Genomic DNA, 26,655 nt, shown 5'->3' on the forward strand with positions numbered 1-26,655 from the left:
CCCGTGACCCGTCCGCGGCCGGTCCGGGGGAGCCCATGGCCGGCCCGGGCGGCCGAGCCCGACGCGAGCCCCCGGCACGTTCGCCGCCCGCCCGCGGTGAGCACCGGCACGTTCGCCGCCTGTCCCGCAGCAAGCCCCCGGCGTATCCGCCGCCCGTCCGCAGCGAGCCCCGGCGTACCGGCCGCACCCCTTGCCGCCGCCCCGTGGGCGACCCCGCCGCCCCTCCCACGTGAGCCCTCGTCAGAACCGCCTCGCCGTACACCGGCAGACCGCCGAACGGACGCGTCCGACCCCCCTCCGGAACCCCGGAGTCCACCCCTTCGGGGACTCGGACGGCGCGTTGGGCACCCTCCCCGCGCGACCCCAAATAGCGTCCAGTAGGGTTTGGTCCGCATAAACATCCAAACCCCTGCCCGCGGCCGGGGCGGCGACCGACCAGCGAGACGGACGGCCGTGGCCGACCAACGCGGGCCGAGACTCTCGGGAAGGCGCTACGTGAGTCCCAACGGCTCCGACCGCTCGTCGCGGCGCCCGATGCGGCGGAAGCTGCCGCAGGTGCTGACTGCGGGCCTGATCCTGGCGACAGCCACCGGCTGCTCGTACAACTGGGAAGACTTCCCCCGCCTGGGTATGCCCACTCCGGTCACGGAAGAGGCTCCTACGATCCTGTCCCTCTGGCAGGGCTCGTGGGCGGCTGCGCTCGCCACGGGCGTCCTGGTCTGGGGGCTGATCCTGTGGTCCGTGGTGTTCCACAGGCGCACCCGCACCAAGGTCGAGGTACCTCCGCAGACGCGGTACAACATGCCCATCGAGGCGCTGTACACGGTGACGCCACTCATCATCGTGTCCGTCCTCTTCTACTTCACCGCGCGCGACGAGTCGAAGCTCCTTTCGCTCGCCGACAAGCCGGCCCACACCATCAACGTGGTCGGCTACCAGTGGAGCTGGGGCTTCAACTACATCGAGAACGTGCCGGGTGTGAAGGGTGACGCGCAGACGGCCCCGAACCTCGACGCCATCCCGGACAAGTTCCAGGACGACTTCCCGGCGAACGCCGGCGGCGTCTACGACGCCGGTATCCCCGGTGACCGCAACCCGCAGACCGGCAACCCGGGCCCGACCCTGTGGCTGCCGAAGGGTGAGAAGGTCCGGTTCGTCCTGACCTCCCGCGACGTGATCCACTCCTTCTGGGTGGTCCCCTTCCTCATGAAGCAGGACGTCATCCCGGGTCACACCAACGCCTTCGAGGTCACCCCGACGCAGGAAGGCACCTTCCTCGGCAAGTGCGCCGAGCTGTGCGGTGTCGACCACTCCCGGATGCTCTTCAACGTCAAGGTGGTCTCCCCGGAGCGCTACCAGCAGCACCTGAAGGAGCTGGCCGAGAAGGGGCAGACCGGCTACATCCCGTCTGGCATCGAGCAGACGGACCCGGCCAGGAATGCGGAGAAGAACCAACTGTGAGCATCCACAACGAAACCCAGGGTGCCGCCGCAGCTGAGGACTCGTACGAGAACGAGCTGCCCGTACGGCGCAAGCAGCCCGGCAATGTCGTGATCAAGTGGCTGACCACCACCGACCACAAGACGATCGGCACGCTCTACCTGGTCACGTCGTTCGTCTTCTTCTGCATCGGCGGACTCATGGCGCTCTTCATGCGCGCCGAGCTGGCCCGTCCGGGTACGCAGATCATGTCGAACGAGCAGTTCAACCAGGCGTTCACGATGCACGGCACGATCATGCTGCTGATGTTCGCGACGCCGCTGTTCGCCGGATTCGCCAACTGGATCATGCCGCTGCAGATCGGCGCGCCCGACGTGGCGTTCCCGCGGCTGAACATGTTCGCGTACTGGCTGTACCTCTTCGGCTCGATCATGGCGGTGGCCGGCTTCCTCACCCCGCAGGGTGCGGCCGACTTCGGCTGGTTCGCCTACTCCCCGCTGTCGGACGCCGTCCGCTCGCCGGGTATCGGCGCGGACATGTGGATCATGGGTCTGGCCTTCTCCGGCTTCGGCACGATCCTCGGCTCGGTCAACTTCATCACCACGATCATCTGCATGCGCGCTCCGGGCATGACGATGTTCCGCATGCCGATCTTCACCTGGAACGTGCTGCTGACCGGTGTCCTGGTCCTGCTCGCCTTCCCGGTCCTCGCGGCCGCGCTGTTCGCCCTCGAGGCGGACCGCAAGTTCGGTGCACACGTCTTCGACGCGGCCAACGGTGGAGCGTTGCTCTGGCAACACCTCTTCTGGTTCTTCGGCCACCCAGAGGTGTACATCATCGCGCTGCCGTTCTTCGGCATCATCTCCGAGGTCATCCCGGTCTTCAGCCGCAAGCCGATGTTCGGCTACATCGGTCTGGTGGCCGCGACCATCGCGATCGCCGGTCTCTCCGTGACCGTGTGGGCGCACCACATGTACGTCACCGGTGGCGTGCTCCTCCCGTTCTTCTCCTTCATGACGTTCCTCATCGCCGTACCGACAGGCGTGAAGTTCTTCAACTGGATCGGAACGATGTGGAAGGGCTCGCTGTCCTTCGAGACACCGATGCTCTGGACGATCGGCTTCCTGATCACCTTCACCTTCGGTGGTCTGACCGGCGTCATCCTGGCCTCGCCGCCGATGGACTTCCACGTCTCCGACTCGTACTTCGTCGTCGCGCACTTCCACTACGTCGTCTTCGGCACCGTGGTCTTCGCGATGTTCGCCGGCTTCCACTTCTGGTGGCCGAAGTTCACGGGCAAGATGCTGGACGAGCGGCTCGGCAAGATGACGTTCTGGACGCTGTTCATCGGCTTCCACGGCACCTTCCTCGTGCAGCACTGGCTCGGTGCCGAGGGCATGCCGCGTCGTTACGCGGACTACCTCGACGCCGACGGCTTCACCGCTCTGAACACGATCTCGACGATCTCCTCCTTCCTGCTCGGTCTGTCGATCCTGCCGTTCCTCTACAACGTCTGGAAGACCGCCAAGTACGGCAAGAAGATCGAGGTCGACGACCCGTGGGGCTACGGCCGTTCGCTCGAATGGGCGACGTCCTGCCCGCCGCCGCGGCACAACTTCCTCACCCTGCCGCGGATCCGTTCGGAATCCCCGGCGTTCGATCTGCACCACCCTGAGATCGCGGCTCTCGACCAGCTCGAGAACAAGGGTCACGTGGCCGAGGCCCTCGCGGGCGGCAAGGAGGCCGGCAAGTGAAGATCCAGGGCAAGATGTTCATCTGGCTGAGCGTCTTCATCCTCGCCATGGCCGTCCTGTACGGCGTGTGGTCGAAGGAGCCGGTCGGTACGACGGCGCTGTTCCTGGCGTTCGGCCTGTCCATCATGATCGGCTACTACCTGGCCTTCACGGCCAAGCGTGTCGACGCGATGGCGCAGGACGACAAGGAGGCCGACGTCGCGGACGAGGCCGGTGAAGTGGGCTTCTTCGCCCCGCACAGCTGGCAGCCGCTGTCGCTGGCCGTCGGCGGCGCGCTCGCCTTCCTCGCCATCGCGATGGGCTGGTGGATCCTGTACTTCTCCGCCCCGCTGATCCTCGTCGGCCTGTTCGGCTGGGTCTTCGAGTTCTACCGCGGCGAGAACCAGAACCAGTAGCGGTACCCCGCTCCGCACCGGAGCACCCGAGGGGCCCGGACACTTCGTCACCGAAGTGTCCGGGCCCCTCTTTTGGCGCACTCGGCGCGCTGGTGCCGAGGACAGTCCTTAGCGTGAAGTCATGAACGACACGCCGCGCATTCGGACTGTTCTGAGCTGCACTCTTCTGGCCGTCACCGTCACCGCAGCCGCCTCGGCGTGCGCGGGCTCGGACGGCCATCCCCTGTCGGCGAGGGCGTATGACGCGGCGGACCAGCTCGCGGTCAGCGCCCCCGCGGACGGCGCCAAGGCCGACCCCGAGAAGCCCCTGGAGGTCACGGCCAAGGGCGACGACGGCAGGATCACCGACGTCACCGCCATAGACACGGCGGGCCGCCATCTCGCGGGCGAACTCACCGCGGACGGGCGACGCTGGCGCTCCACGGTCGCCCTGGCCGCCGGCACCCGCTACACGGTCCGCGTCGCCACCGAGGACGAGGACGGCGCTCCAGGCGCCCGTACGTTCACCTTCGAGACGGCCCCGGCCAAACGGGCGCTGACCGCGACCTTCGGTCCGGAGGCGGGCACATACGGCGTCGGACAGCCCATCACGGCCGACCTGAGCCTCCCCGTCAAGGACCGCGAGGCCCGTGCCGTCGTCGAACGGGCCCTCAAGGTCCGCTCCACGCCGTCAGTCGAGGGCGCCTGGTACTGGGTGGACGACAAGAAGCTGCACTTCCGCCCGAAGGAGTACTGGCCGGCCGGCGCCAGTGTCACGATCACCGGCAACCTGGACGGCCTCAAGGTCGGCGACAAGCTCTACGGCGGCGCTTCCAAGCCGCTGAAGCTCACGATCGGGGACCGGATCGAGGCCGTCGCGGACGCCGGGTCGCACTACATGACCGTGCGGCGCAACGGAGAAGTGATCAATACCATTCCGGTGACCACCGGCAAGCCGGGCTTCTCCACCCGAAACGGTATCAAAGTGGTGCTCGGCAAGGAGTACTACGTCCGGATGCGGGGCACCAGCATCGGCATCGCGGAGGGCAGCTCGGAGTCGTACGACCTGCCGGTCTACTACGCCACCCGGGTCACCTGGAGCGGTGAGTACGTCCACGCCGCGCCCTGGTCGGTCGGCTCGCAGGGCGTGGCGAACGTCAGCCACGGCTGTGTCGGCATGTCGACGGGGAACGCGGCCTGGTTCTACGAGACCGTCCGCCCCGGCGACATCGTCCGCGTCGTCAACAGCTTCGGCAACACGATGGACACCTTCGGCAACGGCTTCGGCGACTGGAACCTGACCTGGGCCAAGTGGCGGGAGGGCAGCGCCCTGGTGGAGGCCGCCGGAAACCCGGTGGCCACCACGGAGAAGGCCCGCCTCAGGCCCTCGATCTGATCAGCTCACGCGTCGATCGACAGGCGCGAGCGGATCAGGGAGGCCAAGGACGCCGCGAACTCGACCGGTTCGACCGGAAGGGTGACCGCGGCGTCCGCGCGGCTCCAGGTGGCCAGCCAGGCGTCCTGCGGGCGGCCGATGAGCAGCAGCACCGGCGGGCAGTGGAAGACCTCGTCCTTGATCTGCCGGCAGACGCCCATGCCGCCCGCGGGAACCGCCTCGCCGTCCAGGACACAGACGTCGATGCCGCCCTCGTCCAGGCGCTTCAGCACCGCCGGCAGCGTCGCGCACTCCACGAACTCCACCGGGGGGACGTCCGACGCGGGCCTGCGCCCGGCCGCCAGCCGCACCTGCTCGCGGGTGTTCGCGTCATCGCTGTAGACCAGGACCGTGGCACTCGACTGCATCGTTCCTCCGGCTGGGAAGGCGGGTGGGTCGTCGTCGACCGATGCGCGGATGCTACTCCGGTCCACACCCCGTCAACACCCGTTCAACACCTGTTCGAAGGGTGCCGGGGGGCCCTCGCGCTGGGCCGTATGGGCTGGACACACCCCTCTGACACTCCGAACGGCACCCCCCGGAGTGAGGGCGGGATAAGCGACCGACATAATGTCGGTCGTGGCGACAGTAACGACAGTAGAAACAGGGCACGCGCACCCGTCGGTCAATCGACCGAACCTCACCAGCGTCGGAACCATCATCTGGTTGAGCTCCGAGCTGATGTTCTTCGCGGCCCTCTTCGCGATGTACTTCACCCTTCGATCGGTGATGGGCGCCGAGTACTGGACGGAAAAGGCAGACGCCTTGAACTTCCCGTTCTCGGCGACGAACACCACGATCCTGGTGCTCTCCTCACTCACCTGCCAGCTCGGCGTCTTCGCCGCAGAGCGGGGCGACGTGAAGAAGCTCCGGTCGTGGTTCATCATCACGTTCGTGATGGGTTCGATCTTCATCGGCGGACAGGTCTTCGAGTACACCGAGCTGGTGAAGCACGAGGGCCTCTCGCTCTCGTCGGACCCGTACGGCTCCGTGTTCTACCTGACCACCGGCTTCCACGGCCTGCACGTGACGGGCGGTCTCATCGCCTTCCTGCTGGTCCTCGGCCGGACGTACGCCGCCAAGAGGTTCACTCACGAGCAGGCAACCGCCGCCATCGTCGTGTCCTACTACTGGCACTTCGTCGATGTCGTCTGGATCGGCCTCTTCGCCACGATCTACATGATCAAGTAGTCGGCGCCGCCGACACGGCGGACCGAGACATCCAGCAAGCATCGACGCAGAAGATCCTGACACCGGGGTAATCCGTGAAAAAGCTCTCCGCACGACGACGCCATCCGCTGGCGGCGGTCGTCGTCCTACTTCTCGCGCTGGCGGCCACTGGGGGGCTGTACGCCGCGTTCGCGCCCGCGGGCACGGCGAAGGCCGATGAAACCGCCCAGTCCCTCGCCATCGAGGAGGGGAAGAAGCTCTACTCCGTCGGCTGCGCCAGCTGCCACGGAACCGGCGGTCAGGGCACCTCTGACGGCCCCTCCCTCGTCGGCGTCGGTTCGGCCGCCGTCGACTTCCAGGTCGGCACGGGCCGCATGCCGGCCCAGCAGCCGGGCGCCCAGGTCCCGAAGAAGAAGACCATCTACTCGCAGGCTGAGATCGATCAGCTCGCGGCGTACGTCGCTTCTCTCGGTGCCGGCCCGATCACGCCGACCGAGAGCCAGTACAGCCCTGACGGTGCTGACATCGCCAAGGGTGGCGAGCTGTTCCGCACCAACTGTGCCCAGTGCCACAACTTCACCGGTGAGGGTGGCGCGCTGACCTACGGCAAGTACGCCCCGAACCTCGAAGGCGTGAGCCCGAAGCACCTCTACGAGGCCATGCAGACCGGCCCGCAGAACATGCCCTCCTTCCCGGACACGACCATGCCGGAGAAGGAGAAGAAGGACATCATCGCGTACGTCCAGGCCGTCAACGGCGAGAAGGCCGACAGCCCGGGCGGTCTCTCGCTCGGTGGCCTCGGCCCCGTCTCCGAGGGCCTGTTCGCCTGGGTCTTCGGTCTGGGTGCGCTGATCGCTGTTGCCGTCTGGGTCGCGGCCCACACCGCTAAGGCCAAGAAGTCATGAGTAGCCAAGAGATTCCAGAAGAGAACCTGCCGGCAGGGCAGGACACCGCGCACGGCGCGGTGAAGGTCGCCGACGACCCGTTCGCCGACCCGGGCCTCCCGCCCCACAAGCCCCGCATCCAGGACATCGACGAGCGGGCCGCGCGTCGGTCCGAGCGCGCGGTGGCGTTCATGTTCACGCTGTCGATGCTGGCCACGATCGGCTTCATCGCCTCGTACGTGATCTTCCCGGTCGACAAGATCGTGTACATCTGGCCCTTCGGCCGGGTGTCCGCGCTCAACTTCGCGCTGGGCTGGACCCTGGGTCTCGCGCTCTTCTTCATCGGCGCGGGCGCGGTCCACTGGGCCCGCACCCTGATGTCCGACGTCGAGATCGCGGACGAGCGTCACCCGATCGCGGCCGACCCGGAGACCAAGGCGAAGGTCATGTCGGACTTCGCGGCCGGTGCCGCCGAGTCGGGCATGGGGCGTCGCAAGCTCATCCGCAACACGATGTTCGGCGCGCTGTCGCTCGTTCCGCTCTCCGGCATCGTGCTGCTGCGGGACATGGGCCCGCTGCCCGAGAAGAAGCTCCGGACCACGATGTGGGCCAAGGGTCTTCAGCTCATCAACATGAACACGCACGAGCCGCTGCGTCCCGAGGACGTCGCGGTCGGTTCGCTGACCTTCGCGATGCCCGAGGGCCTCTCGGAGCACGACCACGACTTCCAGGTCGAGATCGCCAAGGCCGCCCTGATGATCGTCCGGATCCAGCCGGAGGACATCAAGGACAAGCGCGAGCTCGAGTGGTCGCACGAGGGCATCGTCGCCTTCTCGAAGATCTGCACCCACGTGGGCTGCCCGATCTCCCTGTACGAGCAGCAGACGCACCACGTCCTCTGCCCGTGCCACCAGTCCACCTTCGACCTCTCCGACGGCGCCCGCGTCATCTTCGGCCCGGCCGGTCACGCCCTCCCGCAGCTGCGGATCGGCGTGAACGACAAGGGCTTCCTGGAGGCGCTCGGCGACTTCGACGAGCCCGTCGGTCCGTCCTTCTGGGAGCGCGGATGAGCACCGTGACCGATACGAAGAAAGCGCCCGCCGGTGAGCGGGTCGCCGACTGGGCCGACGGTCGCCTGGGGATCTACACGCTGGCCAAGGCCAACATGCGGAAGATCTTCCCGGACCACTGGTCCTTCATGCTGGGCGAGATCTGCCTCTACAGCTTCCTCATCATCATCCTGACGGGCGTCTATCTGACGATGTTCTTCCACCCGTCGATGAACGAGGTGGAGTACGTCGGACCGTACGTCCCGCTCCAGGGACAGCTGATGTCCGAGGCGTTCAACTCGACCATGCACATCTCGTTCGAGGTGCGCGGTGGTCTGCTGATCCGGCAGATCCACCACTGGGCGGCGCTGATCTTCCTCGCCGGCATGTTCGTGCACATGATGCGCGTGTTCTTCACGGGTGCGTTCCGCAAGCCCCGTGAGATCAACTGGCTGTTCGGCTTCCTGCTGTTCTTCCTGGGCATGTTCACCGGTTTCACCGGCTACTCGCTCCCGGACGACCTGCTCTCCGGCACCGGTGTCCGCTTCATGCAGGGCGCGATCCTGTCCGTGCCGGTCATCGGCACGTACCTGTCGATGTTCCTGTTCGGCGGGGAGTTCCCCGGCGGCGACTTCGTGGCCCGGTTCTACTCGGCCCACGTCCTGCTGCTGCCCGGCATCATGCTCGGCCTCGTGGTGGCCCACCTCATCCTGGTGTTCTTCCACAAGCACACGCAGTTCGAGGGCCCCGGCCGCACGAACAAGAACGTCGTGGGCATGCCGCTGCTGCCGGTCTACATGGCCAAGGCCGGAGGCTTCTTCTTCCTGGTCTTCGGTGTCATCGCGGTCATCGCCGCGATCGCCTCGATCAACCCGATCTGGGCCCTCGGCCCGTACCGGCCGGACCAGGTGTCCACCGGCGCCCAGCCCGACTGGTACATGGGCTTCGCCGAGGGTCTCATCCGTGTCATGCCGGGCTGGGAGATCAACCTCTGGGGCCACACGCTCGTCCTGGGCGTGATGATCCCGCTGGCGATCTTCCCGGCGGTCCTCGCGGCGATCGCGGTCTACCCGTTCATCGAGTCGTGGATCACCGGCGACAAGCGCGAGCACCACATCGCGCAGCGCCCGCGCAACGCTCCGACGCGCACCGGCTTCGGTGTCGCCTGGATCACCGCGTACATGATCATGCTCATCGGTGGTGGAAACGACCTCTGGGCGACGCACTTCCACCTGTCGCTCAACTCGATCACCTGGTTCGTGCGGATCTTCTTCTTCGTCGGCCCGGTCATCGCGTTCATCGTCACCAAGCGGATCTGCCTCGGCCTCCAGCGCCGCGACAAGGACAAGGTGCTGCACGGTCGCGAGTCCGGCATCATCAAGCGCCTGCCGCACGGTGAGTTCGTCGAGATCCACGAGCCGCTCAGCCAGGGCGAGCTGCACCGTCTCACCGCGCACGAGCAGTACGACGCGGCGGCGCTTCCGCCGGCCGTCGACGAGAACGGCGTGGAGCGGAAGATCGGGCGCATGGAGAAGCTCCGGGTCAAGCTCAACAAGGGCTACTACGGCGGTGACAGCCAGATCGCCAAGCCCACGGTCGAGGAGTACAAGGAGATCCAGAGCGGCCACGGCCACCACTGATCACCTGAACTCCTGACTTTCGACAAGTCGCCACGGTGAGAGCCCCGTCCATTCGATGGACGGGGCTCTTTGCCGTCCCCGGGGGTCGATAGGGTGGAGCCCTAGCCGTTACGGACTGACCAGGAGCTGCCATGAGCGCTGCGACCCCCGCTGGAGGACCTACGTCGGCGGGCCGCTCCTGGCCCGTCGTCCTGGACGGTCTGCTGTCCGGCCGTGACCAGAGTGCGGAGGACACCGCCTGGGCGATGGACCGGATCCTGCGCGGCGAGGCCACCGACGCCCAGATCGCCGGCTTCGTCGTGGCCCTGCGCGCCAAGGGCGAGACCGTGGAGGAGATCACCGGCCTCGTCCGCACCATGTACGAGCACGCCAACACGATCGAGGTGCCCGGCGACACCGTCGACATCGTCGGCACGGGCGGCGACGGCGCCAAGACCGTCAACATCTCCACCATGTCGGCGATCGTCGTCGCCGGCACCGGCGCCAAGGTCGTCAAGCACGGCAACCGGGCCGCGTCCTCCGCCTCCGGGGCCTCCGACGTCCTGGAGAAGCTCGGCGTCAATCTGGACCTGACCCCGAAGCGGGTCGTCGAGGTCGCGGAGGAGGCCGGGATCACCTTCTGCTTCGCCGTGAAGTTCCACCCGGCGCTGCGCCATGTGGCGATGGCCCGCAAGGAGCTCGGCATCCGGACCGTCTTCAACTTCCTCGGTCCGCTCACCAATCCGGCCCGCGTCAGGTCCCAGGCGACCGGTGTCGCCGACGCCCGGGTGGCGCCCATCGTCGCCGGGGTGCTCGCCGAGCGCGGCTCCTCCGCGCTCGTCTTCCGCGGCGACGACGGCCTCGACGAGCTGACCACCACCGCCACCTCGCGGGTCTGGGTGGTCCGCGACGGTTCGGTGCGGGAGGAGGCCTTCGACCCCCGGGACGTCGGCATCGGCCTCGTCCCCGTGGAGGCGCTGCGCGGCGCGGACGCCTCGTACAACGCCGACGTGGCCCGCCGCCTGCTCGCGGGGGAGACCGGTCCGGTCCGGGACGCGGTGCTGCTCAACTCGGCGGCGGCGCTGACCGCGCTCGCCCCGGGCGGGGGCAGCCTGGCGGAGCAGATCCGCGCCGGCATCGAGAAGGCCGCGGAGTCGATCGACTCCGGCGAGGCCCGCCGGGCCCTGGAGCGCTGGGTCGCCGCCAGCAACGCCTGACCCTCGCGCGTCGTACGCCCACGGCCCCGGTCCAGTATGCGGACCGGGGTCTTGCGCTTCGGCGATCATGTGGCAGGATGCTCTACAGGTCACGAGTGACAGCGTTTTGGCCCCGGCTTGCTGTCCGGCAACCCTCCGTCCGTGGCGGGGTGCCCCGGGTGATGACCAGGCCGTAGGCAGCGAGGTCTACGGCAAGCGCGGACCCCTCGAACACCAGGGGTCCTGGTCTCTCGAGGAGCTTTTTCCGTGAGCAAGCGAATGCGATAGGGCGAGTACGCCCCTTCTTCACCCTCGGATCATCGGATCAGGGTCACTTCCGCGTACCCCGTGTACCCCTGAGTCTCCCCGTGCCCCCGCGCACCCGTGTCTTCCGAGGCCTCACCCGTACCCCGCCGTCTCCGGCCGCGTACGGGATCACCGAAGCCATTCCGCACCGCCCGCCGGGAGATACCGCCATGTCCGCACGCCCTGACTTCGCCGTCGCCACCGTCGAGACCGCCGCCACGCTCGTCGAGACCGCTTCCGTCGACACCGCCGACCCCTGCTGCGCCGCGCCGCTGCCCGTGCTCGGCCGCGACGTCACCGTCCCGCTCGTGACCGGCGGCGAGGTGACCTACGCGGCGCTCGACTACGCTGCCAGCGCGCCGGCCCTCCAGCGGGTGTGGGACGACGTCGCCGCGTACGCCCCCTACTACGGCAGCGTCCACCGCGGGGCCGGGTACCTCTCCCAGCTCTCCACCGACCTCTTCGAGAACAGCCGCGCCACCGTCGCCGAGTTCCTCGACTGCCGACCCGGCGACCAGGTCGTCTTCACCCGCTCCACCACCGATTCGCTCAACCTGCTCGCCGCCACGCTCCCGGCCGACTGCCAGGTCTTCGTCTTCGAGACCGAGCACCACGCCTCGCTGCTGCCCTGGCGGGACGCCCGCGTCACCTACCTCAACGCGCCGCGCACCCCGGAGCAGGCCGTCGCCACCCTGGAGCGGGCTCTCGCCGACCGCGATCCTCACGGTCCCGCCCTGGTCTGCGTCACCGGTGCCTCCAACGTCACCGGTGAGCTGTGGCCGGTGAAGGAGCTCGCCGCCGCCGCGCACGCGCACGGCGCCCGGATCGTGCTCGACGCCGCCCAGCTCGCGCCCCACCACCCGGTCTCCGTCCAGGAACTCGACGTGGACTGGATCGCCTTCTCCGGGCACAAGCTGTACGCGCCCTTCGGCTCCGGCGTCCTCGCGGGCCGCGCCGACTGGCTGCAGGACTCCGAGCCCTACCTCGCGGGCGGCGGCGCCTCCCGCAAGGTGGCCCGTCGGGCCGACGGTGGTGTGGACGTGGAGTGGCACACCACCGCGGCCCGGCACGAGGCCGGTTCCCCGAACGTCATCGGGGTCTACTCCATCGCCTCCGCCTGCAAGGCGCTCACCGAGGCCGGCTTCGACACCCTCGTCGCGCGTGAGCGGCACCTGATCGCCAAGGTCAGGGAAGGACTCGCCGACGTCCCCGAGGTCAAGGTGCTCTCGCTGTTCGGCGACGACGCGCCGCGCGTCGGCGTCATCTCGTTCGTCGTGGAGGGCTGGAACAGCTCCCACTTCGCCGCCGCGCTCTCCGCCGAGTACGGCATCGGCGTCCGCGACGGTCTCTTCTGCGCCCACCCGCTGGTCCGCACGCTGCTCGGCAGCGACCCGCAGGACCCGGGCGCATGCGGTGCTCCCGAGGCGGCCCCGGGGGAGAGGTCGCTCAACGCCATCCGGGTGAGCTTCGGCGCCGGTACGCCGGACGAGCACGTGGAGCGGTTCGTCGGCGCCGTGAAGGAGCTCGTCCGCGACGGCGCGCAGTGGAAGTACCGTACCGAGGACGGCCGCTGCGTCCCGGACCGCGGCTGAGCACTCACTCGTACGGGTGAAGGGGGCCTCCCGAGCGGGAGGCCCCCTTCACCCGTGCCGAAGACGAGGTCTCAGGACTCCAGACCGATGGCGAAGGCCGCCTCCAGATCGTGCTGGGAGTACGTACGGAAGGCGACATGCGTGTCCGTGGCCTCGACGCCCGGGATCTTGCTGATGCTGCCGGGGATGACGTCCGCCAGGTCGTCGTGACGGGGCACGCGGACCATGGCGATGAGGTCGTAGGTGCCGGTCACCGAGAAGACCTCGCTGACGCTGTCGAGCCCGGCGATCGACTCGGCGATCTCGGGGATGCGGTCCACGCTGGTCTTGATGAGCACGATCGCGGTGATCACGGCTGGCTTTCTCCCTCGGTCGCCGCGGCTTGGGCTTTCACTCTATCCCCACCCCGGTAGCGCCCCCAGGCGTACAGGAAGCCGACGGAGAAGCCCACCACGTGGGCCAGATAGGCGACGCCGGGGCCCGCGCCCGCCGCCCGCGCGGCCAGCCACTGGAGCACGAACCAGAAGATCAGCACGATCCAGGCCGGGAAGCGCAGCGGCAGGAAGAAGAGGAACGGGAAGAGACTGGTGACCCGGGAGCGCGGGAAGAGGAAGAGAAAGGCCCCGAGCACCCCGGAGATCGCCCCGGAGGCCCCGACCAGGGTCTGCTCGCTGTTCGCGTGCGCCACCGCGTACCCGAGCAGCGCGAGGTACCCCGTGCCCAGGTAGAAGAGGGCGAACCCGCCGGGGCCCATGCGCTCCTCGGCCATCGCCCCGAAGACGTACAGGAACAGCATGTTTCCCAGCAGGTGGAGCCAGCTGCCGTGGACGAAGAGCGCGGTGAGCGGGGTGAGCAGGGCGCGCGGCTCCCCGCTCATCAGCTCCGCGGGGACCACACCCCAGCGCCGGAAGTACACGCCCTGCGCCGCGAGGAGCTCGTCCCCCGTGCCGTACGCCGGGTTGAGCCCGGAGACCGGGCCGATCACGAAGAGCAGACAGCAGGCGGCGATCAGTCCGTACGTCACCGCGGGGCCGCCGCGGGTGCCCCGCCAGGACCCCAGGACAGCACGGACCGCACCTCGCCAGTCGATCATGGACAGATCATGGCGTACCGGGGCCGAACTGGACAGAGTGCCTCGCCGTGCCCCCGCGTACCGACGAGGCCGTAGGGTAACGGGCAGTACGACCGCAGTTCGACGGCGCACCGCGGCTCCGCACCTGGTACCACGCAACAGGAAGAAGGACGGCACGATGACGACGGTTCCCCTGCCGACCGCCGACACCCGGTGGCGCTGCACGCTCTGCGGCAACCTGACCCGCTTCGACGTGACGCGCTCCTCCAAGGTCGTGGAGTACGTCCATCTGGACCTCGCGGGAGACCCGACGGTCGAGGAGCGGCAGGTGGTCAGTGAGACCATCGAGTCGGTCCGCTGCCGCTGGTGCAACGCGGTGGATCAGATCGAACTGGTGGACAGGCCGGGCGCCGCCTCCTGAGGGACGGCGCGGATGACATAGGGGTGACGGATCGTGGAGCAGCCCGCGCACGGTGGAGAGCCGGCCGGCGCGGCAGGTGACGCTGCCGAGACGCTCGACCACCCACTGCCGGAAGGCGTACGGCGGCGGGTCGTCGCGCTGGTCGCCGACGCCTTCGGCGGGCTGACCGTCGCGGAGCTGCCCGCACCCCTGAGGCAGTACGCCCGGTTCACCGCGAGCCGGCGCGCCAAGTTCGCCGGGAACGCCATGGCGGCGGCCCTGGAGAGCGACCTGCTGTTCCGGCAGCGGATCGGCGAGCGCTTCAAGCAGGGCCAGCCCGAGCTGGCCGGAGCCGTCGAGACCGGCACCCCGCCCGCCGCGGCCGACCCCGTCGACGTGGCGGCCGCGGCCTATGTGCTGCGCCCGCCGGGCTGGGTCAAGCTGGTGGCCGCCGCAGGCGAGGAGGCTCAGCGCGTCGACGCGGAGCGGGCCGACGAGGCGGGCCGACGTGAACTGGAGCGGCTGCGCGAGGAACTCGCCGCCGCCCGGGACCGCTCGCGCGGTGAGACCGAGCAGTTGCGCCACGATCTGGAGGCGGCCCGGAAGGAAGCGGAATCGCTTCACCGCAAGCTGCGCAGCGCCCAGAGCGACGTGAAGCGCGGCGAGGCCGCGCTGCGCCGCGTCCAGGGCGAGATCGACGCCGCGAGGGCGGAGGCGGCCGCCCAGGTGTCGTCCGCCGAGAGCGAGAGCCGGCGGCTCAAGGCCCGGCTCGGCGAGGTCGAGGCCGCTCTGGAGGCGAGCCGCAGGACCGCCCGTGAGGGGCGTTCGGTGGAGGACATGCGGCTGCGGCTGCTGCTGGACACCGTGCTCGACGCCGCCCAGGGGCTGCGTCGTGAACTCGCGCTGCCCCCCGTGTCGGTGCACCCGGCGGACACCGTGGACGCGGTGGAGCCGGGGCGGATGTCCCCGAAGGACATCGCGGCGCGGGCGCTCTCCGAGACCGACCCGGCGCTGCTCGACCAGCTCCTCGCGCTGCCGCAGGCCCATCTGGTCGTCGACGGCTACAACGTCACCAAGACCGGCTATCCCACGATGCCGTTGGAGAAGCAGCGGCTGCGGCTGCTCGGCAGCCTGTCGGCCCTCGCGGCCCGCTCGGGCGCCGAGGTCACCTGCGTCTTCGACGGGGCGGAGCTGGCGGCCCCGGTGCTCCTCGCACCGCCGCGCGGGGTGCGGGTGCTGTTCTCCAAGCCCGGTGTGACCGCCGACGAGTTGATCCGTCAGCTGGTCCGCGCCGAGCCGCCGGGCCGGCCGGTCGTGGTGGTCTCCACCGACCGCGAGGTGGCCGACGGGGTGGCGAAGGCCGGGGCACGCCCGGTGGCGTCCGCCTTGCTGCTGAAGCGGCTTTCGCGGCTCTCCTGAAGCATCGCACCACATCGCAACTCTTGTGTCGTATGCCCGAATTATGGAGGGCGGACGGTCAAGTGCCCATCACTGCCCGTGTGGTGCGTGTAAATTAAGTGGTCCGTGGGCGATATTTTTGCCAGTGGGATTTGAACTGATCACAACTTGGTCACTAGGGTCGGGGCTCGAACCTTCGCGCGGTTGATCACCCATCCGGGGTGGCGGCGGAGGAACCGCCTGCCCGATACCGGTTGGGCGGCTCTGAGGAAGAAGGAGCTCGCCTTCGTGGCGTCCCACCGTCGACCCAAGCAGCCGAGCCGCATGCGCGTGACCGTACTCACCGCGACCGCGGCCGCCGCCGTAGCGCTCACCGCCCAGACGGGCGCCCAGGCGGCCCCCGCCAAGCCCAAGATCGACGAGGTCAAGTCGAAGGTCGACAAGCTGCACCACGAGGCCGAAGAGGCCATCGAGCAGTACAACCAGGCCGAGGAACGCCGCGGGAAGCTGCAGCAGGAGGTCGGCAACCTCCAGGACAAGGTGGCCCGCGGTCAGCAGGAGCTCAACACCCTGCGCGACCAGATCGGTTCGGTGGCCAGCGCCCAGTACCGCTCCGGCGGCATCGACCCGGCGCTCCAGCTCTTCCTCTCGGCCGACCCGGACACGTACCTCGACAAGGCGTCCGCGATCGACCAGCTGAGTGCCCAGCAGGCCGACGTCCTCACCTCGATCCAGTCCAAGCAGCGCAGCCTCGCGCAGCAGCGCGCCGAGGCCACGACGAAGCTCGCCGACCTCGAGGACGTCCGCAAGGCCCTCGGCGCCAAGAAGAAGAGCTACCAGAGCAAGCTGGCCGATGCGAAGAAGCTCCTCAACACCCTCACCGCGGCCGAGAGGGCCAAGGTGGAGCAGGAGGAGCGCGCGAAGGAGCAGCGTGCCAGCCGTGACGCCGGCGAGCGCATCGACCTCGGCAACGAGGCCGCCGCCTCCGGCTTCGGCGCCGCCGCGCTCAGCGCCGCCGCCACCCGGATCGGCATGCCGTACGACCCCGGAGCGGAGGGTCCCGGCTCGTTCGACTGCTCGGGTCTGACCCAGTGGGCCTACGGCAAGGCCGGCGTCGACCTCACGCGCACCACCTACACCCAGCAGAACGACGGCGTGAAGATCGGCCGCAGCCAGCTCAGGCCCGGCGACCTGGTCTTCTTCAACAGCCTGTCGCACGTGGGTCTGTACGCGGGCAACAACACGATCCTCCACGCCCCCAAGCCGGGCGCCTACGTCCGCTACGAGTCCATGAACTACATGGGCACGTTCCAGTTCGGAGTCCGCATCGGCGGCTGACCCGCCGCGACGCGACCCGCGCCGAACCGCCCAATCGGGTGGTTCCCCGCGACGCGAGCTGACCTGACGCCCCGCCGGTGACCTTGTGATCTCCGGCGGGGCGTCACTTTGTGTGCCCGGCGCCTTCGTTGGACGCGGAGTGATCAGCGGCTACTGTCTGCCGCGCCAGTCTGCGTCGAGCCGAACGGAGTGCGATTCGTGGCGTCCCACCGCCGATCCGCCAGGGTCACCGTCCTCACCGCCGCCGCGGCCACCGCCGCGGCGACCCTCGGGGCCGTCCCCGCGAGCGCCGACCCCGGGGCCGGATCCGCGGCCACCCGTGCCCGGGTGGACCGCCTCTTCGAGGAGGCCGAGAAGGCCACCGAGGGCTACAACCGGGCGGACGAGAAGGCGGACGCGCTGCGCCGGACGGTCTCCCAGGCCCAGGACGGCCTCGCCCGGGGCCAGGAGCGCATCAACCACATGCGGGGCGCGCTCGGTTCGGTCGCCGGAGCCCAGTACCGGTCCGGCGGCATCGACCCCGCCCTCGCCCTGCTGCTCTCCTCCGACCCGGACACCTACCTCGACCGGGCCTCCGCGCTCGACCGGATCACCGCCCGTCAGGGAGCCGCGCTCGGTGAGCTCCGGCGGGAGCAGCGCCGGCTGAGCCAGAAGCGGTCCGAGGCCCGGACGGCGCTGGTCGAGCTGGAGCGCAGCCGGGCCGAGGTCGCCCGCCACAAGCGCGTCGTCGAGGGCAAGCTCGCCGAGGCCCGCCGGGTCCTCGCCGGCCTCACCGCCGAGGAGCGCGCCGACTTCGACCGGGCCTCGCGCTCCGGCGGCCGCGCGGAGGAGCTGCCGCCGGTGCCCGAGGCCGCGCCGGGCTCCTCACGGGCCGCCGCCGCGGTGATCGCCGCCCGCAGCGCGGTCGGCAAGCCGTACGTGTGGGGGGCGACCGGCCCCTCCGCGTTCGACTGCTCGGGCCTGATGGTCTGGTCGTACGGGAAGGCCGGGATCAGCCTGCCGCGGACCTCCTCCGCGCAGCGGTACGCGGGCCGGCGGGTGCCGCTCTCACAGGCACAGCCCGGTGACCTCGTCACGTACCGCGGCGACGCCAGCCATGTGGGGATCTACGCCGGGAACGGCCAGGTCATCCACGCCCCCTACCCGGGCGCGCGGGTCCGCTACGACCCCGTGAACATGATGTCGCACGTGACGGTGACCCGGGTCTGAGGCGGATTCCGGCCAGGGTCCGAGGAGAGTCCCGGCCGGGGCCGGGCCGCGTCTGAGTCCGCTTCCGGCCGGGGCCGGCCAGGGTTCGGGACCGGGCCGGAGGCGGTTCCCGTCGATCCGACCGTACGATCGGAGGCGTGGCAGGTCAGGGGTGTGGCGCGCGGAGGCCGACGACGGCCTGCCTGACGGCCCTGCTGCTCGTGCTCGTGGGGCTCGTCGGCTGCGGCGCGCGCGCCGACCAGCCCGCCGACACGGCCGCCCGGGAGATACAGGGGCTCCTCGACCGGCACGCCAGGGCACTCCTCGACCGTGACCAGCCCGGCTACCTCGCCGCCGTCGACCCCTCGTACGCCCCGACCGCCCTCACCGTCTTCCGGCGCCTCGCGACGGTTCCCGTCGGCGGCTGGACCTACCGGCTCACCGGGGTCGACCGCACGGCCACCGACCGCGTCACCGTCCGCGCCGACCTCGGCTACCGGCTCGACGGCCACGACAAGCGGCCCGTCACCGGCGCCCGGGTCCTCGACCTGACCGAGAGGGACGGACGCTGGTACGTGACCGGCGACCGTCCGGCACAGGGCGCGCCCCGGCATCTCTGGGAGCAGGGCGACGTGGCGACCGTCCGGGGTGCCCGCTCGCTCGTCCTCGGCGTCGGCCAGAGGCCCGAGCGGCTCCGTGAGATCGCCGCGGCGGCGGACCGGGCCGTTCCCGCCGTGTCCGCGGCCTGGCCCGTCGAGTGGGCCCGTGACGTGGTGGTCCTCGTCCCCGGGTCGCTGGCGGGGATGGGGGAGCTGCTCGGGGCGCCGGGGGACTCCTACCGGGGCATCGCCGCCGTCACCACGGGGGAGACCCGGGGCGGCGCGGACGCCCCCGCGGACCGGGTGATCGTGAACCCGGAGGCGTACGGGGTCCTCGGCGAGTTCGGCCGGCAGCTCGTCCTCACCCACGAGACCGTCCATGTCGCCACCCGTGCCGCCACCACCCCGTCGACCCCGGTCTGGCTCTCCGAGGGCTTCGCCGACTGGGTCGGCTACCGGGACGCCGACCGCACCGCCGCCCAGGCCGCCCCCGAACTGCGCCGCGCGGTCCGCGCGGGTGAGCCGCCCGCCCGGCTCCCGGACGATCCCGACTTCGCCTTCGGCGGGGACGCCGAGGCGCTGGCCCGGGCGTACGAGGGCGGCTGGCTGGCCTGCGAGCTGATCGCGGACCGCTGGGGCGAGACGAAGCTGACCGACTTCTATCGTGCGGTGGGCGCGCATCCGGGCCGGGAAGGCGCCGTGGAGAAGGCCCTCCAGGTGGTCCTCGACACCACTCCGGAGGAGTTCACCGCCGACTGGCGGGAGTACCTGGGGAAGCGGCTGGGGTAGGGCCGGCCGGCCGGCGGGTTCGGGTGGTCAGGGAGTCTCCGGCGGTTCAGGGACGGGCGGCTCCCGGCCCTCGAGTTCGGCCAGTGCCTCCGTCAGCCACGCCTTCTCGGCCGTGCCCGTCGCGCGGGCGATCCACAGCATGCCCCGGCGGAAGAGGTCGGGCTCCCGCTCGGCGACGACCGGGGTCCCGTCCTCGTAGAAGAAGCTGGCGGGGGTGTTCAGGAACTCCTGGCGGCGCCGCAGCACGGCCGCCTGATCCGCCGGGTCGGGCAGGTGGCCGAGGAAGGAGAGCAGCGTGAAGAAGCGCTGGCCGTCGGTGATCTCGGCGTCCTTGGGGGCGCGCAGCCGGGCGAGCAGCTCCCGGCGTCCGTCGGCGGTGAGCGAGAGGGTCCGGCGCGGGGCGGCGCTCGCGCCGGGTTCCGTACGGCTGTCCACCAGGCCGTTCTTCACCAGGCGGGTGATCGCCGGGTAGAGGGCGCCGTCGCTGACGGGGCGCACATGACCGCTGAGGCCGTGGATGCGTTCCTTCAGCTCGTAGCCGTGCAGGGGCTTCTCGTACAGGAAGCCCAGGATCGACAGCTCCAGCACCGGGCGGCCTCCTTCGTGCGCGTTGTTCGTGCTTGTCGTCGGACCGGTCGCCATGCTACCTCTTTTCGATGTGCCTCGAATCGAGGTACATCGAAAAGAGGGGGCTCTCGTTCATGTCCGCGCACCGCCGTACGCTCGTCCGGCTCGCCCGCCCGGTCTATCTCGAACTCCTCGCCGGCGTCGCCGCCGGCGTCATCAACGTCATCTGGGTCGCCCGGCTCGGCGGAGACGCCGTCGCCGCCGTCGCGGTCGCCACCAACGTCGAGAACCTGCTGCTCGGCGTCGTCCTCGTGGCGGGTTCCGGCACCACCGTGCTCGTCGCCCGCGCCCGCGGCGCCGACGACCCGGCCGCCGTCCGCGCCGCCGTCCGCGGCGGGGCCGCCCTCGGTGTTCTGCTCGTGCCACCCGTGGCCGTCGGCGGGTACCTGCTGCGCGAACCGCTCGCCGCCCTGCTGCTCGGCGGCCAGGACCACCCCGCCCACGCCCTGGCCACCGCCTACTTCGCCGTCTCGCTCCCCGGCACCGCCGTCTTCTTCGCCGTCAACGTCCTCGACGGGATCCTCAAGGGCGCGGGCGACACCCGCACCCCCATGCGGCTCGCCTTCCTCGCCAACGGACTGATCCTGGTCCTCGATCCCCTGCTCATCCAGGCGTACGGGGTGCGGGGCGCCGCCCTCGCCACCGTGACCGGCCGGGCCGTCGCGCTCGCCGCAGGGCTGCTCGTCCTCCGCCGCAACCCGCTGGTCAGGGCCGCCCGCGCGGTCGGTCCGGCCGAGCGGACCGCCGCCGCCCTGCGCCGTACCGTCGCCACCGGTCTGCCCATGGGTGTCGACTTCGCTGTCCGGATGGCGGGTGCGCTGGCGCTCGTCTCCGTCGTGGCCCGGCTCGGCGTCACCGAGATCGCCGCCTACGGCATCGCCACCAAGGCCATGTACGTCGCGACCATGGCGTTCTACGCCGTCCGGCAGGCCGCCGCCATCCACAGTGCGCATCTCCTCGGGAGCGCGCAGGCGGCGGGGCGAGGGCCCGCCGAGGAGCTCGGGCGCGGGCGACGGCCCGAGCCCCGCCTCGACGAGCGCCGCGCCGTCGGACGCCAGGCCCTGCTGCTCGGGGGCGTCCTCGGCGCCGGGGCAGCCGTGCTGCTGTTCCTCGGCGCGGGACCCGTCATGCGGATCTTCGGCGCCGAACCGGAGGTGGCGGAGGCGGGCACGCTCTTCTTGCGCTGCCTCGGCCCCCATCTGCTGCTCATGGGCGGGTTCATCGCGCTCGCGGGAGTCTTCGAGGGCACCGGCGGGAGCCCGTACCTCGCCCGGATCACGATCGCGGGCGTCCTCGTCCAGCTGCCGCTCGCCCACGGCCTCTCGGGGCTCGGACTGCCCGGGATCTGCCTGGCCATGGGCCTCGCGACAGCGGCCCAGTGCGCGGCCCTCGGTCTCCTGTACCGCCGTACCCTCGGCAGCGCTCGGGAGCGGCGCGGCCACGGGGACGCCTCGCACGCGAATCGGCCGCCGGCAGAGGCCGACGGCCGATTCGGATGATCCGGGGCCGGTCCCGCGGGAACGGAGCGGCGGCCCGCGGGCGCGGCTAGCGGGAGAGCTTGGGCGTGGCCTTGATCAGGGCGCCGTTGTTCCCGTTCAGCAGCTTTCCGTAGCAACGGCCCTGGCTGCCGACGGAGAAGACGTACGACCTGGTCTGGCCCGAGGCGATGACGAACGGAGTCTCGTCGCCGAACCACCGGCCGTTGTCGCAGTACAGGTTGAAGTCGACCTTCGCCGGGTTGCCGGACTTCTTGTAGTACTGGATGCGGTAACCCTTCGGGTCCACGTTCAGGCAGACGCTGCCGCCGTCAGGAGTCGTGGAGCAGACCGTGGTCGGGGCGGCCTGAGCGGTGGAGCCGAAAGCCGCCATGGCGCCGACCACGGCAGCGGTGGAAAGTCCGACGGTCACCGCGTGACGAATGAAAGACATGTTCTCTCCCCTGTGTGCTGTCGTCCCTCGGGGGCGACAGCACAAGATCGTATGTCCGTCTTTCGAGCGTCTGCTCGACTCTCGTCCCGAGTGGGCGCATTCACGCCATTCCTGCGTCGCCGTCCCCTGTGGTATCGGGTGGCGGAAGGGGCTTGATCTCTCGGTGCTTCCGGCGGAGTCGGGTCCGTGTCCGCGTCCACCGACTTGACGAACCATGCCGATGGGGAGGGGTGCGGGGCCGTCGATGATCTTGAATCTGGCGGCCCCGAAGGGGTGGCGTGGTGTGCTGGTTGGCCGAAATCCGCTCCTTTGGCGGCTTCTCGACGCCCTGGTCGGTGGAGGGGCGGCGGCGTTCACGCCGCACCTCAGGGGCGGGCTACCGCGAGCCCTTCCCGTCGCCGGCCAGCCTGAGCAGGGTGATGCCGTCCCGTGTCTCGACGACCCGGTAGCCGGGGACGCCCGGGTCGGCCGATTCCAGGGCCTTGCCCGTCGGACACTCCGGGTCGGACGTGTCGGCGACGTCGTATATCAGCCACTCGGGCCGCTCCTTCGGGGGGAAGGAGCGGGGGAACAGGCACACCTCGCTCACGGAGGCCCGGTCGGCGAGCTGGGCGGCCAGGCGATTCGACGCTGCCACGGTCGCGCCGTCGGGGATCTTCCCGAGCAGCTCGTCCGACGTCCTGACGTAGGCGGAGTCGCTCCACGTCCGTGGCAGTACGACCTCGTGCAGGGGATGGGTGACGAGCGTGACGCTCGTGGCCACCGCGCCGACGACGCAGGCGGGCAGGAGCCTCCGCGCGGTCACGCCGTTCGCCACCGTGTGAACGGCGGCTGCGAAGGCGATGGGCATGAGGACCGCGCTGTAGTGGAAGTCCATCCCCCAGTAGAAGGGGTTCGATCCCGTGAAGCGCCAGGCCAGCGTCGGCAGGGCGACCAGCAGGATCGGCGACCGGAGGGCCAGGAAGCCCGTCGGGGCGACGATCATGAGGAGCGTCAGCCACTTGACCGGGGGCCAGAGGGCTCCGGCGGCCTGCGCCAGCATGCCGACCTCTTCGGCGGTCTCGGGCGGCAGATAGGCGAACTGCCCGAGGGGATTGAAGTGCGGAAGGATCACCAGCATCTCCAGCGCCGTCGCGCCGGCTCCGAAGGCGGCGACGGCGAGCCCCGTCACCCGCGGTCCCTTCCACGCCACGTAGGCGCCGATCGCGGCGACCGTGAGCCCCAGATCCTCCTTGACCAGCACCAGCGGCAGGGACCAGAGGGCGGCCGCGCGCCAGTTCTTCCGACCGGCGGCACAGAGCGAGAGGGACAGGAGCGGCACCGCGAAGGAGACTTCGTGGAAGTCGAAGAAGATGAGTGCGGCAATTCCCCAGGATGCGCCGTAGGAAACTCCGACCCAATAGGCGAAGTTCTGTCCTCCGGCTTTGTGTGCCCATTTCATCAGGGGAACTATGGAAAACGCCACGAGGGCTGCCTGACAGACGAGCAGCGTGTAACTGGACGGGAATGCCTTGTATAGGGGGGCGAGCAGCGCGAGGATCGGATGGAAATGGTCCCCGAGCGTGTTGTATGTGGGCCCCTTGAGGTCGGAGTAGGGGGCGGAGAACTCGGAGTAGGACCTCACGATCTGGGTGAAGATGCCCAGGTCGTACCCCGTGGTGAGGTTCGCCGCGTGGCGCCGTGCCGACAGGAGGAGATAGATGAGGAAGAAAGTGCCGGAAACCAGGAGGAGGGATTTCCCCGATATGCCGGCCGAGGTTTCGGGTGCATTCTCCGCGACGGTGCCCTCGCCGCTCTTCCCGTGCCGCTGAAGCGTGTCGACCGAGAGAATCGAGTTGTTCATGTCAGCAGAAGAACCTAACGGGAAGGCAAAGGTGCCCCAGGGTAGCACCAGTGCGTATCGGTGTTCGGGCCACTACCGCTCAGGCCGAACCGGCCAGGACCTTTTCCCGCTCGGGCCGACGCGTCTGCCCCGGGATGCGCACGACGCCGGCCTCGGTCACCGTGTGCCGCCACAGGGCGCGGCAGGCGTAGAAGGCGGCCACCACCAGGAGACCGTTGCGCAGGAACAGCACGGCGATCCCCAGGGGATCGCTCTGCGTCACATGGGAGAACCACACGGGGTACTCGAACTGCGTCACGGCCGTCGCCCACAGCACCAGATGGGCGGGGCGCCGCATGCTGGTCGAGCGGTAGGCGAGACAGACCGCGGCGAGGCCGAACAGCCAGATCATGTACTGCGGTGATATCACCCGGCTCGTCAGGGTGAAGAGCAGTACGGCGACGAAGGCCGCGTCCGCCGTCGTCGACGAGGAGAACCGGCGTGCCTTGAACCGCCACAGCGCCAGCCAGCCGAACGCGGCGATCGTCAGCGCCATCGCACCGGACGAGACCCACGAGACGTAGGGGCCGAGGAACTCCATCGAGCCGTAGTTCATCCGGGCCTCGCCCTCCCAGCCGAAGTGCCGGGCCACGTGGAACACCATCGCCCCCAGCGACTCGACCTCCGTACCCCGCTCGCTCTGGTACGACAGGAAGGTCAGCGACCCCGGCATCCAGGCCGCGCAGAGCAGCAGCACCGCACCCGCCGCGCCGGCCGCCACCGGCCAGGAACGCCAGGTCGGCCCGCCCTTCGGGGTGCCCACGAGCAGCAGCGCCGGCCACACCTTGAGGACCGCGCCGAAACCGGCGAGAACACCGAGAACGCGCGGGTCGCGGCCGACGGTCAGCAGAGCGGCCACGGCGACGGCCGTCACCATGACGTCGTAGCGGGCGTACGCGGTCGGGCCGAGCAGGGGCACCGCGGCAAGCCAGAGCCACGCGCCCCGCATCGACCGGCCGGCCCGGCGGCCGGTGTGCAGGAGGAGGCCCATGACGAAGGCGTCGCAGAGGAGCGCCAGGACGAAGAAGGCCGCCGTGTAGCCGAGGAAGGGCAGCAGCGCGGGAGAGAGGATCGCGAGGGCGGCTGCCGGCGGGTACTGCCACGTCACGTCGGACCGGGGGTACTCACCGGTCCGCAGGACGTCGAACCAGCCCTGGTAGATCTGCTCGACCTCGGCCATCGAGTCCGGGCCGGGGACCACCACGACCTTGAACGCACACAACAGGAGGATGATCCGGGTCAGGCCCCAGAGGCCGAGCGGGAGGCGGAGACGCGCGCGTGATCCGATGCCCACTGCCCCCGTCATACCTGTCCTGTTCCTTGTCCTGTCGGCCCGCTGTCGCGGGGGGATGGTGGTGCTGGGCGGTGGGTGCGCGCGCGGTACTGTCGGCCACGATGCACAAGACCCTGATCGTAACCAACGACTTCCCGCCGCGTCCGGGCGGAATCCAGGCCTTCCTGCACAACATGGCCCTCCGCCTGGATCCCGACCAGATCGTGGTGTACGCCTCCACCTGGAAGCGCAGCCGCGAAGGGATCGAGGCGACGGCCGCGTTCGACGCCGAACAGCCTTTCACGGTCGTCCGGGATCGCACCACAGTGCTGTTGCCCACACCTCGGGTCACGGCCCGGGCCACCGCGCTCCTGCGCGAGCACGGCTGCGAGTCCGTGTGGTTCGGCGCGGCGGCGCCCCTCGGCCTCATGGCCCCCGCGCTCCGCAGGGCCGGCGCACGGCGACTCGTCGCCACCACGCACGGACACGAGGCCGGCTGGGCCCAGCTGCCCGGCTCCCGGCAGCTGCTCCGGCGGATCGGCGAGGGCACGGACACCATCACCTACCTCGGCGAGTACACCCGCTCCCGGATCGCGGCCGCCCTCACGCCCGCCGCGGCGGGCCGCATGAGGCAGCTGCCGCCGGGCGTCGACGAGAAGACCTTCCACCCCGACTCGGGCGGCGCCGAGGTCCGTGCCCGCCTCGGGCTCAGCGACCGTCCCGTGGTCGTCTGCGTCTCCCGGCTCGTCCCGCGCAAGGGCCAGGACACCCTGATCAGGGCCATGCCGCAGATCCTGCGCCGGGTGCCGGACGCGGTCCTCCTGATCGTCGGCGGCGGCCCGTACGAGCAGGATCTGCACCGCCTCGCCGCCGAGACCGGGGTGGCCGGATCCGTACGCTTCACCGGCGCCGTCCCCTGGTCCGAGCTGCCCGCCCACTACGGCGCCGGCGATGTCTTCGCCATGCCCTGCCGCACCCGGCGCGGCGGCCTCGACGTCGAGGGCCTCGGCATCGTCTACCTGGAGGCCAGCGCGACCGGCCTTCCCGTCGTCGCGGGCGACTCGGGCGGCGCCCCCGACGCGGTCCTCGACGGCGAGACCGGCTGGGTCGTGCGCGGCGAGTCCGCCGAGGACACCGCCGACCGCGTCGGCACCCTCCTCCTCGACCCCGAGCTCCGCGCCCGCATGGGCGAGCGGGGCCGCGCCTGGGTCGAGGAGAAATGGCGCTGGGACCTCCTCGCGGAGCGTCTCAAGGAGCTTCTGTAGCGAACGTCCGGGGTGTGACGGACACGGAAACGGCCGGAGGCCCGGGGCGACACCGCCCCGGGCCTCCGGCCGTACG

24 protein-coding genes and 1 riboswitch are annotated in these 26,655 nt (G+C 70.1%); of the genes, 17 read left to right on the forward strand and 7 right to left on the reverse strand.

Annotated features, from left to right (window positions below; translation table 11 throughout):
- Positions 1 to 495: 495 nt before the first annotated feature.
- The 4 genes from ctaC to IF00_RS0104345 all read left to right on the forward strand — a co-directional run bounded on the left by ctaC (position 496) and on the right by IF00_RS0104345 (position 4,964).
- Positions 496 to 1,461 (forward strand): aa3-type cytochrome oxidase subunit II, encoded by a 966-nt coding sequence (ctaC, locus tag IF00_RS0104330; RefSeq protein WP_030314370.1) that lies wholly within the window; start codon positions 496 to 498, stop codon positions 1,459 to 1,461.
- A complete protein-coding gene (gene ctaD / locus IF00_RS0104335; protein ID WP_030314372.1) occupies positions 1,458 to 3,194 on the forward strand; it encodes an aa3-type cytochrome oxidase subunit I in 1,737 nt (578 codons plus the stop codon). The genes ctaC and ctaD overlap by 4 nt, the downstream gene beginning before the upstream one ends.
- Positions 3,191 to 3,589, forward strand: a complete 399-nt coding sequence (locus IF00_RS0104340; protein ID WP_017238857.1) for a cytochrome c oxidase subunit 4 — start codon at positions 3,191 to 3,193, stop codon at positions 3,587 to 3,589. Before ctaD ends, IF00_RS0104340 begins: the two co-directional genes overlap by 4 nt.
- Before the next feature lie 121 nt (positions 3,590 to 3,710).
- Positions 3,711 to 4,964 (forward strand): L,D-transpeptidase, encoded by a 1,254-nt coding sequence (locus tag IF00_RS0104345; protein WP_030314374.1) that lies wholly within the window; start codon positions 3,711 to 3,713, stop codon positions 4,962 to 4,964.
- Between the two features lie 5 nt (positions 4,965 to 4,969).
- Here the strand turns inward: IF00_RS0104345 and IF00_RS0104350 are convergent, their stop codons facing one another.
- A complete protein-coding gene (locus IF00_RS0104350) occupies positions 4,970 to 5,371 on the reverse strand; it encodes a DNA-binding transcriptional response regulator (RefSeq protein WP_030314377.1) in 402 nt (133 codons plus the stop codon).
- Positions 5,372 to 5,573: 202 nt separating this feature from the next.
- On the opposite strand from IF00_RS0104350, the gene ctaE reads away from it, so the two are divergent.
- The 6 genes from ctaE (at position 5,574) to IF00_RS0104380 (ending at position 12,819) form a co-directional block, all read left to right on the forward strand.
- A complete protein-coding gene (ctaE, locus tag IF00_RS0104355; protein WP_030314378.1) occupies positions 5,574 to 6,194 on the forward strand; it encodes an aa3-type cytochrome oxidase subunit III in 621 nt (206 codons plus the stop codon).
- A 74-nt stretch (positions 6,195 to 6,268) separates the two neighbouring features.
- Positions 6,269 to 7,078, forward strand: a complete 810-nt coding sequence (gene qcrC / locus IF00_RS0104360) for a cytochrome bc1 complex diheme cytochrome c subunit (RefSeq protein WP_030314380.1) — start codon at positions 6,269 to 6,271, stop codon at positions 7,076 to 7,078.
- On the forward strand, positions 7,075 to 8,127 hold the full coding sequence (gene qcrA / locus IF00_RS0104365; RefSeq protein WP_030314382.1) for a cytochrome bc1 complex Rieske iron-sulfur subunit: 1,053 nt from the start codon (positions 7,075 to 7,077) through the stop codon (positions 8,125 to 8,127). Before qcrC ends, qcrA begins: the two co-directional genes overlap by 4 nt.
- On the forward strand, positions 8,124 to 9,746 hold the full coding sequence (gene qcrB, locus IF00_RS0104370) for a cytochrome bc1 complex cytochrome b subunit (RefSeq protein ID WP_030314384.1): 1,623 nt from the start codon (positions 8,124 to 8,126) through the stop codon (positions 9,744 to 9,746). The genes qcrA and qcrB overlap by 4 nt, the downstream gene beginning before the upstream one ends.
- A gap of 131 nt (positions 9,747 to 9,877) precedes the next feature.
- Positions 9,878 to 10,942: an anthranilate phosphoribosyltransferase gene (trpD, locus tag IF00_RS0104375; protein WP_030314386.1), complete on the forward strand. Its 1,065-nt coding sequence runs from the start codon at positions 9,878 to 9,880 to the stop codon at positions 10,940 to 10,942.
- Between the two features lie 87 nt (positions 10,943 to 11,029).
- A riboswitch (SAM riboswitch) is annotated at positions 11,030 to 11,146 on the forward strand.
- A 251-nt stretch (positions 11,147 to 11,397) separates the two neighbouring features.
- Positions 11,398 to 12,819, forward strand: coding sequence for an aminotransferase class V-fold PLP-dependent enzyme (locus tag IF00_RS0104380; protein ID WP_030314389.1), 1,422 nt, complete (start codon positions 11,398 to 11,400; stop codon positions 12,817 to 12,819).
- Between the two features lie 71 nt (positions 12,820 to 12,890).
- Here IF00_RS0104380 and IF00_RS0104385 read toward each other — a convergent pair whose 3' ends face one another.
- Both IF00_RS0104385 and IF00_RS0104390 read right to left on the reverse strand, forming a co-directional pair.
- Positions 12,891 to 13,172, reverse strand: coding sequence for an Lrp/AsnC family transcriptional regulator (locus tag IF00_RS0104385; RefSeq protein ID WP_015033007.1), 282 nt, complete (start codon positions 13,170 to 13,172; stop codon positions 12,891 to 12,893).
- Positions 13,169 to 13,912, reverse strand: coding sequence for a rhomboid family intramembrane serine protease (locus IF00_RS0104390; RefSeq protein WP_030314392.1), 744 nt, complete (start codon positions 13,910 to 13,912; stop codon positions 13,169 to 13,171). The genes IF00_RS0104385 and IF00_RS0104390 overlap by 4 nt, the downstream gene beginning before the upstream one ends.
- A gap of 157 nt (positions 13,913 to 14,069) precedes the next feature.
- On the opposite strand from IF00_RS0104390, the gene IF00_RS0104395 reads away from it, so the two are divergent.
- From IF00_RS0104395 to IF00_RS0104415, 5 genes are all read left to right on the forward strand, one after another.
- Positions 14,070 to 14,312, forward strand: a complete 243-nt coding sequence (locus IF00_RS0104395) for a hypothetical protein (RefSeq protein ID WP_030314394.1) — start codon at positions 14,070 to 14,072, stop codon at positions 14,310 to 14,312.
- 33 nt (positions 14,313 to 14,345) lie between these two features.
- On the forward strand, positions 14,346 to 15,710 hold the full coding sequence (locus IF00_RS0104400; protein WP_030314397.1) for an NYN domain-containing protein: 1,365 nt from the start codon (positions 14,346 to 14,348) through the stop codon (positions 15,708 to 15,710).
- Positions 15,711 to 15,977: 267 nt separating this feature from the next.
- Complete coding sequence (locus IF00_RS0104405) at positions 15,978 to 17,027, forward strand: C40 family peptidase (RefSeq protein ID WP_030314399.1); 1,050 nt, start codon at positions 15,978 to 15,980, stop codon at positions 17,025 to 17,027.
- Between the two features lie 198 nt (positions 17,028 to 17,225).
- Entirely contained in the window at positions 17,226 to 18,236 is a 1,011-nt protein-coding gene (locus tag IF00_RS0104410) for a C40 family peptidase (RefSeq protein ID WP_030314401.1), read from the forward strand.
- 137 nt (positions 18,237 to 18,373) lie between these two features.
- Positions 18,374 to 19,603, forward strand: coding sequence for a hypothetical protein (locus tag IF00_RS0104415; RefSeq protein ID WP_030314403.1), 1,230 nt, complete (start codon positions 18,374 to 18,376; stop codon positions 19,601 to 19,603).
- Between the two features lie 27 nt (positions 19,604 to 19,630).
- Here IF00_RS0104415 and IF00_RS0104420 read toward each other — a convergent pair whose 3' ends face one another.
- Positions 19,631 to 20,191 carry a PadR family transcriptional regulator gene (locus IF00_RS0104420; RefSeq protein WP_037637489.1) on the reverse strand — a complete coding sequence of 187 codons (561 nt, stop codon included), beginning with the start codon at positions 20,189 to 20,191 and terminating at the stop codon, positions 19,631 to 19,633.
- Positions 20,192 to 20,304: 113 nt separating this feature from the next.
- Here IF00_RS0104420 and IF00_RS0104425 point away from each other — a divergent pair, with 113 nt between their 5' ends.
- The gene (locus IF00_RS0104425; RefSeq protein ID WP_245234429.1) at positions 20,305 to 21,729 is read left to right on the forward strand and encodes an MATE family efflux transporter; all 1,425 of its coding nucleotides are present in this window, start codon (positions 20,305 to 20,307) and stop codon (positions 21,727 to 21,729) included.
- A gap of 46 nt (positions 21,730 to 21,775) precedes the next feature.
- On the opposite strand, the gene IF00_RS0104430 is transcribed toward IF00_RS0104425, so the two are convergent.
- From IF00_RS0104430 to IF00_RS0104440, 3 genes are all read right to left on the reverse strand, one after another.
- Positions 21,776 to 22,159: a hypothetical protein gene (locus IF00_RS0104430; RefSeq protein WP_158710428.1), complete on the reverse strand. Its 384-nt coding sequence runs from the start codon at positions 22,157 to 22,159 to the stop codon at positions 21,776 to 21,778.
- A 376-nt stretch (positions 22,160 to 22,535) separates the two neighbouring features.
- Positions 22,536 to 24,002 (reverse strand): DUF2079 domain-containing protein, encoded by a 1,467-nt coding sequence (locus tag IF00_RS0104435; protein ID WP_051819825.1) that lies wholly within the window; start codon positions 24,000 to 24,002, stop codon positions 22,536 to 22,538.
- Between the two features lie 79 nt (positions 24,003 to 24,081).
- Positions 24,082 to 25,347 carry a glycosyltransferase family 87 protein gene (locus IF00_RS0104440; protein WP_030314412.1) on the reverse strand — a complete coding sequence of 422 codons (1,266 nt, stop codon included), beginning with the start codon at positions 25,345 to 25,347 and terminating at the stop codon, positions 24,082 to 24,084.
- Positions 25,348 to 25,436: 89 nt separating this feature from the next.
- On the opposite strand from IF00_RS0104440, the gene IF00_RS0104445 reads away from it, so the two are divergent.
- Positions 25,437 to 26,579, forward strand: a complete 1,143-nt coding sequence (locus IF00_RS0104445; RefSeq protein WP_030314414.1) for a glycosyltransferase family 4 protein — start codon at positions 25,437 to 25,439, stop codon at positions 26,577 to 26,579.
- The last annotated feature ends 76 nt before the right edge of the window (positions 26,580 to 26,655 follow it).

This window comes from Streptomyces flavochromogenes, assembly GCF_000717595.1.
In the GTDB taxonomy this organism is placed as follows: Bacteria; Actinomycetota; Actinomycetes; order Streptomycetales; family Streptomycetaceae; genus Streptomyces; species Streptomyces flavochromogenes.